This is a genomic window from Falcatimonas sp. MSJ-15, from assembly GCF_018918265.1.
Classification (GTDB): Bacteria; Bacillota; Clostridia; order Lachnospirales; family Lachnospiraceae; genus Falcatimonas.
The window spans coordinates 229,438-242,051 of record NZ_JAHLQC010000001.1 but is presented as its reverse complement, the minus strand read 5'-3'; the positions used below and the strand labels follow the sequence as shown (position 1 = coordinate 242,051).

The 12,614-nt window shown below is 32.7% G+C and carries 9 protein-coding genes; 2 read left to right on the top strand and 7 right to left on the bottom strand.

What is annotated here, in order from left to right; genetic code table 11:
* Positions 1 to 247 precede the first annotated feature (247 nt).
* Positions 248 to 511: a 30S ribosomal protein S20 gene (rpsT, locus tag KQI85_RS00880; RefSeq protein WP_216574150.1), complete on the top strand. Its 264-nt coding sequence runs from the start codon at positions 248 to 250 to the stop codon at positions 509 to 511.
* A gap of 258 nt (positions 512 to 769) precedes the next feature.
* On the opposite strand, the gene holA is transcribed toward rpsT, so the two are convergent.
* Together holA and KQI85_RS00870 are read right to left on the bottom strand one after the other, a co-directional pair.
* Entirely contained in the window at positions 770 to 1,756 is a 987-nt protein-coding gene (holA, locus tag KQI85_RS00875) for a DNA polymerase III subunit delta (RefSeq protein ID WP_216574149.1), read from the bottom strand.
* Between the two features lie 76 nt (positions 1,757 to 1,832).
* On the bottom strand, positions 1,833 to 3,167 hold the full coding sequence (locus KQI85_RS00870; RefSeq protein ID WP_216574148.1) for an MATE family efflux transporter: 1,335 nt from the start codon (positions 3,165 to 3,167) through the stop codon (positions 1,833 to 1,835).
* A gap of 397 nt (positions 3,168 to 3,564) precedes the next feature.
* On the opposite strand from KQI85_RS00870, the gene KQI85_RS00865 reads away from it, so the two are divergent.
* Positions 3,565 to 5,292 (top strand): IS1634 family transposase, encoded by a 1,728-nt coding sequence (locus KQI85_RS00865; protein ID WP_216574147.1) that lies wholly within the window; start codon positions 3,565 to 3,567, stop codon positions 5,290 to 5,292.
* Between the two features lie 275 nt (positions 5,293 to 5,567).
* Here KQI85_RS00865 and KQI85_RS00860 read toward each other — a convergent pair whose 3' ends face one another.
* The 5 genes from KQI85_RS00860 to KQI85_RS00840 form a co-directional block, all read right to left on the bottom strand.
* Positions 5,568 to 6,902, bottom strand: a complete 1,335-nt coding sequence (locus tag KQI85_RS00860; protein WP_216574146.1) for an MATE family efflux transporter — start codon at positions 6,900 to 6,902, stop codon at positions 5,568 to 5,570.
* A gap of 148 nt (positions 6,903 to 7,050) precedes the next feature.
* On the bottom strand, positions 7,051 to 9,489 hold the full coding sequence (locus KQI85_RS00855; RefSeq protein ID WP_216574145.1) for a DNA internalization-related competence protein ComEC/Rec2: 2,439 nt from the start codon (positions 9,487 to 9,489) through the stop codon (positions 7,051 to 7,053).
* Positions 9,490 to 9,508: 19 nt separating this feature from the next.
* On the bottom strand, positions 9,509 to 10,471 hold the full coding sequence (locus KQI85_RS00850) for a GerMN domain-containing protein (protein WP_216574144.1): 963 nt from the start codon (positions 10,469 to 10,471) through the stop codon (positions 9,509 to 9,511).
* An 18-nt stretch (positions 10,472 to 10,489) separates the two neighbouring features.
* Complete coding sequence (locus KQI85_RS00845; RefSeq protein WP_253293694.1) at positions 10,490 to 11,896, bottom strand: cell wall metabolism sensor histidine kinase WalK; 1,407 nt, start codon at positions 11,894 to 11,896, stop codon at positions 10,490 to 10,492.
* 25 nt (positions 11,897 to 11,921) lie between these two features.
* Complete coding sequence (locus KQI85_RS00840) at positions 11,922 to 12,614, bottom strand: response regulator transcription factor (RefSeq protein ID WP_216574142.1); 693 nt, start codon at positions 12,612 to 12,614, stop codon at positions 11,922 to 11,924.

Sequence of the window (12,614 nt, the reverse complement as noted above, 5' to 3'; positions counted from 1 at the left end):
GCATCATATTTATACATCATCCTTATACATTATCTCCATAATTCAATTATCTATACACTTATATCATCTGTTTAGCACAACAATCCCAGGCTACTAGTTTTTATTGAAAAAATTTGGAAAAGTGTTGACATATTTGAGGCATTAGTATAGAATAATGTAGTATGTTTACATCAGAACGTCCGTGTCCGATTCTAATGTAAATTTAATCAATTAACCATTATATTATTTTTATTTGGAGGTGTACGGATTGGCTAACATTAAATCAGCTAAGAAGAGAATTTTAGTTAACGAAACTAAAGCTGCTAGAAATAAAGCAATCAAATCAAGAGTTAAAACTGCTGTGAAGAAAGTAGATACAGCTGTTGAAGCAAAGGATAAAGCTACAGCAGAAAGCGCATTAATCAATGCAATTTCAGAGATCAACAAAGCAACTTCTAAAGGTATTTACCACAAGAATACAGCTGCTAGAAAAGTATCTCGTTTAACAAAAGCAGTTAACAATATAGCTTAATTATCAAATATTATTTTCGTTAAACCCAACGAATATTTGAACAGGCTGAACATATTATATATGTTCAGCCTGTTTTATGTTGCCTAATTAAAAGTTTCTTAATTTGTTTTAAAAACTCCCCAATTGTTTTAAACTTCTTAATTGTTTTAAAAGCTCCCCAATTGTTTTAAGCTTCTTAATTGTTTTAAAAATTTCCTAATTACCCAAAAAATCCCTAATCGCTATTTTATAAGCAATTAGGGATTTTTTAATCATATACTAGCACTTTGAACTATATTTAATAATAAGCATCTCAACTCCAAGCACATCTGTCATCTTACCACTTTTTATAAGAGTTTCTGTCTCTATACAATCTTCAATAGCCATCTTTAGTTGCTCTGTTGTAAAACGTGAACATTGACTTTGAAGCTTTGGTACTGCAAAAGGTGCCGCCTGAGCTTTTTTTGCTATCTCACTTTTATCATTGTGAAGCCTTGTCATTTCTTTTACAATGAGAAGCTGATTAAACTGTCTTGCTATCAGAAATAGAATCTTAAGTGGTGGTTCTTTTAACTTAAGAAGATCATCATATAATGCAAGTGCTTTCTGCTGCTCTCTCTTTGCAATACTCTCAACCATGAGAAATATCTTACCTGTAACTTCAACAACTACTACTGCATCTATATCTTCTCTTGTGATCTCATCTCTTCCAAGTGTATATGCAGTAAGTTTTTCAAGTTCAGACATCAGATTATCCATATTACTTCCTGCTGTTTCAAGCAGATATCTTACATTAGATACAAGCATTTTTTTACCAACTGAATTAAGATATTTACCTATCCATACCTCAAGTGCATCTTCTTTTTGAATACCAAGTTCAACTACAAGTCCATTTTTATTAACTGCTTTATACAGTCTGTTTCTCTTGTCTATCTCATTTTCAATAAACACTATTATAGTAGATTCACATATATTATTAACATAATCTGCTATCTTCTCTTTAGATTCTTTAAAGAATCCACTGTTTTCAACTATTATAAGTCTATTATCTGCAAAGAAAGGAAGTGTCTCGGCAGTGTCTACTATCTTTATCTCATCTATATCTTTACCTTCAAAGTAAGAATAATTCATTGTATCATTCTCATCATTAAGAATAGCTTTTTTTAATCTGTTCTTATATGAACGCTTCAGATAATTTTCTTCACCATAGAGGAGATAAACATTTTTAAAGTTCTTTTCTTTTATATCTTTTTCCAGTAATTTCACTGTTTTCACCCCGTTTATTTTTTCTAATCTTTATTAATTATATCTGTACTTTCCTTTCTTTGCAATGTATTTTGTATTACTTAACGCCAGCTTGTCTCTTATATACTATAACAGATATAACAGCTGCAATAAGTTCAGTTACCGGGAATGCAATCCATACCCCTATCTCTGAATTCATAATTCTGCTTAATATAAATGCAAGAGGTATTATAACAATTATATATCTTACAAGAGATATCCAAAGTGACGGCATCCCTTTTCCAAGACCCTCAAGTACACCACAGATAGTTACTGATACAGCTGATATAATAAATCCAAAACTAATTATCCTTAATGCACTACTTCCTATTAATATAGTCTGTGGATTCTTAGAAAATATTGACATAAGAGGTTTTGGAATTACAAAACATAATATAGTTCCAACAAGCATTATTAATGCCGCCATCACAAGTGCTGTCTGTGATATCTTTCTAACTCTCTCTTTCTCACCTGCTCCATAATTATATCCAACAAGAGGTCTTATTCCTTGTATTATTCCGCCTGATGGAAGATATATGAATGACTGAAGTTTATAATATGCACCAAATACAAGTACATACGCATCGCCATATATTGCAAGAATTCCATTAATTACTGATAGTAATACTGATGAAAGTGCAAGATTAAGTGTCGCCGGTATACCTACTGAATATAGTTTCCCCCATATCTCACTATTCCATTCTATAGATCTAACTTTTATTCTCACTGGTAATGGTTTTACTATATAGAATACTATATAACTTATAAGTGTAAGCACCTGTCCAATACCAGTTGCCCATGCAGCTCCGGCAATTCCCATCTTTGCAAATGGTCCTACTCCAAATATAAGAATTGGATCAAGGATAATATTAGCTATAAATCCTGTAAGCATACATATCATTGTCTCTTTCATTCTTCCTACAGACTGAAATACTTTTTCAATTGCAATCTCAACTGTTATTACTGCTGAAAATAGAAATGCTATTCTTGCATATCTGATTCCCAAAGTTATTACTGACTCATTAGTTGTAAACATACTTATATATCTTGGAAATATAAGATTACATATAAGCATTATAAGTATTCCATGTATAAGACTTAATCCCATTCCTATACTTGTTGCTTTATCTGCTTTTTCCTGTTCTTTCGCTCCAAGATAGTATGCTATAAGTGCATTAATTCCAACTCCGAATCCTACAGATATTGCTGTTATTGTTATCTGTACCGGATATACAAGTGACAATGCTGTTATTGCATCTTCACTTAACTTTGCCACGAAAAAACTGTCAACGATATTGAACAAAGAATTAACAAGCATTGACAGAACCATCGGTAATGACATTGATAATACCAGTGGCAGTATCTTCTTTTCTTTCATAAAAGTTTGTTCCATTTTTTTCACTCCATATCTTTTATTTTCAATATTATTGCTTACAAGAATTTCACAATAAGAGCTCTCAGAGCTTTTTTGCAAAAAAAGACTATACATCGTGTTATTTATCTCAGAAATAACCAAATGTATAGCCTTTGGACAAAAAAGTATTAATTTGACATACTCACTTATTATACTCTACAAATTAGAAAATAGCAACTACTTTTTGCAAAATATTATTTTTTATACTTTTATACTTTTACCTTTTATACGGGAGTTTGACAGTTGAATAATGAAAAAAGTACCTGCAGGTCGCATAAAACCTGCTTTTTTTGTGTCAAATTTTTTGCTTTATTTAGTAGTAATTAGTGGTAATTACTTCAAAAGTATGATATACTAAAAGAAAAACGGAGAAATTATGAGAATAACTACGACTAAATCAAAAAATTCAGAATCCTTTTATATCACCAAAAGTTTCAAAAACAGCGTAGGAAAAAGTTCTTCGGTTGTTGTTCGTAAACTCGGCACTTTAAATGAATTATTAAAAGAACATGGTCCTACAAGGGACGATGTCATGCTTTGGGCAAAGGAAGAAGCCAGAATCGAAACAGTAAAATATAAGAAAGAACAAAAAGCAAAATCTGTACAGATTACCTTTCATGCCGACAGACAATTAGATTATGATAAACAATGCTTCTATCGAGGCGGTTATCTCTTTCTTCAAGTCATTTATTACGGATTGCAAATGAACAAAATCTGCCGAAAACTAAGAGATAAATATAAATTCAAGTATGATATCAATGCGATTCTCTCTGACCTTATTTACGCCAGAGTTCTGGAACCGGCAAGCAAACGCTCATCTTTTAAAACAGCTGCTGAATTTTTGGAACACCCAACATATAAGCTCCACGATGTCTATCGTGCATTGGATGTCCTTGGGACAGAGTGTGATTTCATCCAGTCAGAAGTTTATAAAAACAGCCATTTCATAGGCTCTCGCAATGATAAGATTCTTTATTATGACTGCACTAACTACTACTTCGAGATTGAGCAGGAAGATGGTGACAAAAAGTATGGGAAAAGCAAAGAACACAGACCTAATCCGATTATACAGATGGGCATGTTTATGGATGGTGACGGCATTCCTCTTGCTTTTTCACTTTTTCCAGGCAATACGAATGAGCAGAAATCTTTAAAGCCATTAGAACAGCAGGTTATTCAGGACTTTGGATGTCAGAAATTTATTTACTGCAGTGATGCGGGCTTAGGTTCAGAAAGCATCCGCAATTACAATCACATGGGTGAAAGAGCGTTTATTGTAACCCAGTCCATCAAAAAACTTCCGGCTGAAGATAAAACATGGGCATTAGATAAGAGTGGCTTCCGCAGGGTAACCGATAACAAGCTGACAGATATCACAGAGCTTTCAGGTGATGACACAGATTTATATTACAAAGAGGAGCCCTACACACCAAAAACACTCCATCAGCGACTCATTATTACTTATTCACCTAAATACGCACGTTATCAGAAATCCATACGGGATTCCCAGGTAGAACGTGCCGAAAGAATGATTCAGTCCGGGAATACAAAAAAACAAAGGAAAAATCCGAATGATCCAGCCAGATTTATCGGAACCAAAGCTGTTACCGCTGATGGTGAGGCAGCAAACATACACCATTACCTGGATGAAGATAAGGTAGAAAATGAAGCTCTGTACGATGGTCTGTACGCTGTCTGCACAGATTTATTAGATGATGATGTAAGTGATATCTTAAAAGTAAGCGAAGGAAGATGGCAGATTGAAGAATGCTTCCGCATTCTAAAAACAGATTTTTCTGCAAGACCAGTTTATCTTCAGGACGAAAACAGGATCAAAGCACATTTTCTTATCTGTTTTCTTGCATTACTGTCCTACCGGATTTTAGAGAAAAAACTTGATTACAAATATACCTGTGAAGAGATTCTGGACACCTTAAAATCTATGAACTTTGCCGAAATTCAGGAGCAGGGATTTATCCCCTTATATAAACGTTCCAAGCTTACAGATGGTTTACATGATGCCTGTGGTTTCCACACAGACTACCAGTTTATCACAAAAAGTCAATTGAAAACCATTCAGAAAAAAAGTAAAGGTAAAGAATAAATTACTAAAGAACGAAACGACGCAAAAAATCGCTGTATCCCTTATATTTGCTGGGATTACAGCGATTTTCTTTTCATACAACTGTCAAAGATAGGATTATACTCTACAAATTAGAAAATAGCAACTACTTTTTGCAAAATATTATTTTTTATACTTTTATACTTTTACCTTTTATACTTTTTGTAAAACACTATCTCTTATACTTTTTACAAAACATTATTTCTTATCTCTAGTTCTTCGTTATATGCAATAGAATAGTGATAGTGCTATTCTTTCTACATTTTCCTGCATTTTAATATATAATAGACTGCACCTGTTATATCTGCAAGGAACCATCCTATCGGAATAGCTATCCATATTCCAATTACGCCAATTGCAGGTATCTTAGATAATATATATGCAAGAAGCACTCTGCTTCCTAATGATATCACTGTAAGCACCACTGACATCACAGGTTTATTAACTGCTCTGTAATATCCATATAGCATAAATAGAATACCTATCCCTATATAAAAAGCTCCTTCTATTCTAAGATATTCTGTTCCTGCTTCTATAACTGCTATGCTATTCGCACTTACAAATATACTCATAAGTATCCTTGCTGATGCAAATACTACTGTGCTTATAATCAGACAAAAGAGTGTAACACTTATAAGTGACTTCTTTATTCCCTCTCTGATTCTCTCTGTTTTTGAAGCTCCATAGTTTTGTGCTACAAATACTGAGAAAGCATTACCAAAATCCTGAACTGGCATATATGCTATAGTATCTATCTTAACTGCAACTGCAAAAGCTGCCATTATAGTCTGTCCAAAGCTATTAACAATTCCCTGAACCATAAGTATTCCAAAGTTCATTACTGACTGTTGAAGACATGTAAAACCGGACAATGCCATTATATCTTTCATATTATTACTATTCCATCTTAACGATTCTCTGTCTGGTATATATTCTTTATATCCTTTTAGAAAATATATGAATATCCCTGCCGCAGAGATATACTGTGCTATTACTGTTGCTATCGCCGCACCTTTTATCCCAAGTTCAAGTACCAAGACAAAATAGAGATCAAGAAATATATTAAGTATAACTGATATTCCAAGGAATATAAGTGGTATAAGTGAATTACCTAATCCTCGCATTATATTGGATACATAATTATATATGAATGTTGCCACAAATCCAATAAATACATATACAAGATATTCTTTCATCTGTGCCACTGTCTCTTTTGGCACTTTTAGTAACTTAATTATACTATCAATCTCTAAATAAAATATTAATATGATAAGCACAGTAAGTATTCCTATTGATATGAATGACATACTTATTCCATTTTTTATAGTATGATTATCTTTTTTACCATATGCCATTGATATAAATGAACTGCTTCCAAGACACAGTCCTATTATTATTGACGTAAGAAATGTCATAAGTGTATAAGATGAGCCAACTGCTGCAAGTGCATTGTCACCTATATACTTGCCAACTACCCATGTATCTATAAGATTATACATCTGCTGTAATACATTTCCAAACATAAGCGGAAGTGCAAAAGCCCACAATCCTGCTGTAATATTTCCCTTTGTCAAATCTCTTGTCTTAGCCATCTTTTTCTCTCCACTCTCTCTATCGTAATATTAATGCAATGTCAATTAAGCAGTTGTATAATTAATACAAAAAAATAAACTACACACAAGTTTTTTGTTTTTATCCAAAATATCAATACTATACATCAACTGACATATCCACTGATTTTTATCTGACATACTCTTTAATCTTTATCTCACCTGTCATTCCGAGTTTTACCATAATAGCACCACCATCTTTGGTATTATATATATTAGCACCTGCACTAATAAGTCTCTCTAATGTCTCATCATGTGGATGACCATATCTGTTGCCCTCACCACATGATATAAGTGCATTATCAATATCTATGCCTTCAAGAAATTCTTCTGTTGTTGAATATTTCGAACCATGATGTGCTACTTTAAGTATATCATATTCTGCTGCTTCATTAGCATATTTTTGCATAATTCGCCTTTTCATATATTCTTCTCCACTATCAACTATATCACCTGTAAACAACATCTTAACATCATTGTAATTAAGTTCTAATGCAACTGATACTTCATTGGTATTATCCTTATATATTCCACTCTCCGGCGATAGACATTCAAGTGAGAATTTACCATTCTTAATCATCATTCCATCTGATATATAAGATACTTTTACGCCCCTTTTAGTTGCAAGTTCAACAAGTTCATTATATGCATCACTCTTATTAGCAACATCGCCCATAATAAGATTATTAATCTTAAAGCTATCTTCTTCAAGTATCTCCTTTATTCCCGAATAATGATCTGCATCCATATGAGTAATTATAACATAATCTATATTACTTATTCCATACGCTTTGTAAAAAGGTACTAATGTATATTTGGCTAACTGTTTCTCTGTGGTTGAACCTCCATCTATCATATATATACTTCCTCTGTAATCTCTTATAACAATTCCATCGCCCTGCCCGACATCAAGCATTGTAACTTCAAGTGATGAATGATAACTGAATGTAAGACATATAATTGCTATAATCATACCAACTGCTCCATACTCTTTATGGCTTGTCTTTATGAGGATCAATGCAACTATAAATATAGCATAGTATATCATAATATTAATCATCATAGGCTTTCCGGTTATTATAGTACTATATGGTATCATAGATAACAATTTACAGCTAATCTCATATACTTTAAGAACAAATATTCCGATTCCACTGCAAAATGTAGCAACCTTAACCGACAAAAGTCCACTTATTGCTACTGCTGCTCCTGAGAATATAATCACTGGTGCAAGTGGTATTATTAAAAGATTAAGAAAGATAGAATACAATGGTATCTCATAACTCATATACATAATAACCGGCATTGTTATAAGTGTAATTGATATACTGCATATCATTGATTTTATCATTGATTCTATCATTGACTTTATAAATGAATTCTGTATTGCCTTATCTTTTTCTATGTTTTTATAACTCTCTTTATCTCTCTTAGCAATAGTTTTTTTATATTCATCAAGCAACACAGGATTAACAACTGTTATGCCCACAATCGCAAGATATGACAGCCAAAAACCTGCATTTTCTATAAGATATGGTGAATATGCAAGCATTATAAGTGCTGATAATGACATTGCTGATAGTATATCGTATGTTCTTCCTATCACGTCAGCTATAACGCATATCACAAACATAATAATTGCTCTCTGTGACGATATTCCCATCCCCGTCATAAGCCCATAGAATATTATAAAACTACTTCCAACTGTCGCTGATATCGCATAATTAAGTCCTATATGTCTTAATAATCTATAAAAAGACATTCCTACAAGCGATATGTGAAGCCCTGATATTGCAAGTATATGTGCAATTCCATTTTTCTTATAAAGTTCATATATTTCTTCATCAAGATTTTTCTTATCACCAAGAATCATGGCTGAGAATACAGAAGCATCTTTTACATCACATGCTCTGTATATAGATTTTTTGAGTAATGCAGCTGTTTTGTATGCTATATTACTAATATAATAATAAGACTTGTCAATTATATTATATTCATCTGCATATACCGGATATATAATATTCTGGCTTCTGTAATATCGCATAAGATTAAATCCACCCAGGTTAGTATCTTCCTTAAATCTTGATACTGTACCTCTTACTAAGATCTTATTGCCATATCTGATAGATGATATATCGCCCTTTATATATACCATAGCTTTCTTAATATTACATCCGTTATTCTGTACTTTTTTATCTGTTTCTGCTTTAGAATGATCACCTGACAGATTATCATCTTGTCTATCCATATCATTTTCAGATTTTACAGTTACATCTTTAAGTATAATTTGTGCTTTGTCATCTTTTACTGTTATTGATGATACAGTTCCACTTACATCAACACTCACTTCATTCTCTATATAATACTGCATCATCTTATCTTCTCTTATATTCAGGTTATATAGCATCATCACTATATAACCTGACATTATAAATAGCACAATAAGATAGTATCTCATATCATACAATCTTCTATATCTTATTCCTATTGCAATTAATCCAAGAACTATAATTAACAACCATATATTGCCATATAGTGCGATAACCTCTCCAAGTATCCCAAACACCATATATAATACTAATGGCCGTTTAATTGCTTGTTCCCTCCTGTGTCTCTTCCTGAGGATATTCAATTATGTCCTCATTCTTATTAAATGTATTCGACAATGGTATAATATCTCTAAAAAGACTCTTATTACTTCCATTTACCGATATCTCAACAGAATTAATATCTTTTAACTCTGTCAGTGAATTAACTATTGAATATATTGGTATGTTATCAGATACATTAACTAACTGTGTAAGAAATGTACCATCAAGATTAACATAACATACACCATCTTTTACTGATATGCTCAAAAGTCTCATAGACTCCGGAAGCGTTCTATTGTATCCTTCAACTCCACTACCTTTTATAAGCTGTTCAACTACAACTCTCTCAAGTGACAGATTACTGCTATAGTAGACATCAACATCAAGCGGTTTTAACTTATCGCCGGCATCATTGGCAAAATACAGGCGTAACTTAGTTGTTGATACTGAACTTATAGCATCATCAATATTCTCGATATAGTCTGATGCCATCATAACTCCTATATTCTTACCTGCCTTGTCAAGAAGTGGCTGATCACCAACATAGAATCTTACATAGTTAATATCAGGTATCTGTGTTATTGTCTTAACAACAGCTGCTCTATAGAGTATCTCTTCACTCTGCTTCATCTGAGAATATTCATTACTATAATAAAAATCAATAGTATTATTACTTATCTCAATCTTATCAATCACTACATTTTCAGGTTTTGCTGAACTAAGATCTGCTGATGAAGGTTCTGTATTCATCTGTTCAATAATCTCATCGGCAAGTGCACTTGTATCCGTTGACTTAGCTGTATACTTTTTCGTCTTAAGTGACGTTCCTGTTCGATTGATATAATAAATATTATATTTGTTACTTTCTTCATTATTATTTGCATCTTTTTTCTTACATCCTGATGCCATAAGCATAAGTGCAAACATGCATAATAAAATAGTTTTAAGATTTTTTTTCATTATATACACTTCCTCTGCTTATGATATATACGTTAATGGAATACGAACTGTAAATGTTGTACCTTCATTTTCCTTACTGTACAATTTAATAACACCTTTATGCATAAGTATCGCATTCTTGGTAATCGAAAGGCCAAGTCCTGTTCCACCTGTCTCTCTTGATCTCGCTTTATCTACACGATAGAATCTCTCAAATACTCTATCCTGAACATCATCTGGTATTCCTATTCCTGAATCAGACACTTTAACATAAAAAAACTTATGATCTGCATTAAGCGATACTCTTACCCATCCACTTTCTATATTATATTTTATAGCATTCTCAACAAGATTAGAGAATGCAAGAGTAAGTTTTACTTCATCAATCTCAGCTATAACCGGTCTGAAGCTTTCAAACACAAGCTCTATATTTCTCTTGGCTGCAATCGGTCTTAATCGCTTAAGAATAAGTTCAAGCAGTTCATTAATATTAACCTGTGATATATTAAGTTCTGCCGCTGTTCTGTCCATCTTAACAAGTGATAAAAGATCATTTATAATCTTATTCTCTCTGTCAATCTCTTCTGCTATATCAGTAAGGAACTCTTTGTATAGTTCAACTGGTACATTTTCCTGCATTGTAAGTGAATCTGCAAGAACTTTTATCGATGTAATAGGTGTCTTAAGCTCATGTGATACATTAGATACAAATTCCTGCCTTGAAAGATCAAGCTGTTTGGTCTTAGATACCATCTTATTGAACGCTTCTGCAATAAGTATAGTCTCTGCATATCCGGATTCTTCAACCGTCTCTTCTGTATATCCATCAGATATCTGCTCGATTGAATCTGCAACTTTTCTAAGTGGACAAACCATCTTCTGAGATAATATAAGTGCAAGCGGAAACAAAAGAACACATTCAAGAACTATTAAAAGCTGTATCTTCCTTGCCTGTTCTTTCTCATAATCAACAATATCAGTTATCTTAAAGCTCATAAGTACTGCCCCATTATAGCTTGTCTCTTTTGTACTGTCTTTTGCATATACTTCAATCGGTTCTATAATCTCAAAAAAATTATTTGCAGAATCATATATACTGCTTCTTTTTCCTGTAAGACTCTTTATTATCTCTTCAGTAACAATATATTTATTCTCACTGGCATAATAAGTATCTTTTACAATCTTATATTCTTTATTAACTACGATAATTCTTCCATTATACATATCTGAAGCAAGTTTTATCTCTGAATTAATCGTCTGTGATGATATATTATCAAAATATGCACTATTACTTAATTCCTTTGAAAGTACACTTGCATACGTTGTAAGTTCAACTTCTCTTTGCTTTATATATGAATTAACAGATGTCTTATATGCTCCGATACCAATTGCAATTGCAGGTATAACACCAATACACATAAATGCAGCACATAGTATCCAGCGCATACTCTTTAAAACTCTTGATTTAAAATTAATTCTGGAAATAGTAACCAACCCCCCATTTAGTATGAACATATTTTGGTTCACTTGGGTTGCTTTCAACTTTTTCTCTCAAACGTCTTATATGAACATCCACTGTCCTTACATCGCCAGGATATTCAGGTCCCCATACAATATTAAGCAGATTTTCTCTACTATATACTTTGTTTGGATTCATTATCAAAAGCTCAAGTACATCAAATTCTTTGGCTGTAAGATTGACTTCACGCCCTTCTATAAATGCTCTTCTTCCTTCAAGATCAAGCTTAAGAGTATCAACAACTATTGTTGTGGCTTTTTTCTCATCATCAGCTTTTTTCTTAGAACTTCTTCTCATAATTGCCTTTATTCTCGCTTTTACTTCAAGAATGTTAAATGGCTTTGTGATATAATCATCTGCACCATACTCAAGTCCAAGTATCTTATCCATATCATCACTTTTGGCTGTTAGCATAATGATTGGCATATTGGAAAACTCTCTTATCTGCTGACACACTTCGTATCCATTGAGCTTTGGAAGCATGATATCAAGCAGTACAACATCATATTCTGTCTTTTTTGCATATTCAAGTGCTTCTTCTCCATCATATGCACAATCAACAATCATGTTATCCTGCTCAAGATTAAACTTAATTCCTTTTACGATGAGTTTTTCATCATCTACAACAAGAACTCTGTTCCCCAT

Bases quoted from the DNA above. Each gene is read 5' to 3' on its own strand.
- KQI85_RS00865 (WP_216574147.1), top strand. From the start codon at position 3,565: ATGAGAATAACTACGACTAAATCAAAAAATTCAGAATCCTTTTATATC.
- KQI85_RS00845 (WP_253293694.1), bottom strand. From the start codon at position 11,896: ATGCGCTGGATACTATGTGCTGCATTTATGTGTATTGGTGTTATACCT.
- KQI85_RS00855 (WP_216574145.1), bottom strand. From the start codon at position 9,489: ATGGTGTTTGGGATACTTGGAGAGGTTATCGCACTATATGGCAATATA.
- KQI85_RS00870 (WP_216574148.1), bottom strand. From the start codon at position 3,167: ATGGAACAAACTTTTATGAAAGAAAAGAAGATACTGCCACTGGTATTA.
- KQI85_RS00850 (WP_216574144.1), bottom strand. From the start codon at position 10,471: ATGAAAAAAAATCTTAAAACTATTTTATTATGCATGTTTGCACTTATG.
- KQI85_RS00840 (WP_216574142.1), bottom strand. From the start codon at position 12,614: ATGGGGAACAGAGTTCTTGTTGTAGATGATGAAAAACTCATCGTAAAA.
- KQI85_RS00860 (WP_216574146.1), bottom strand. From the start codon at position 6,902: ATGGCTAAGACAAGAGATTTGACAAAGGGAAATATTACAGCAGGATTG.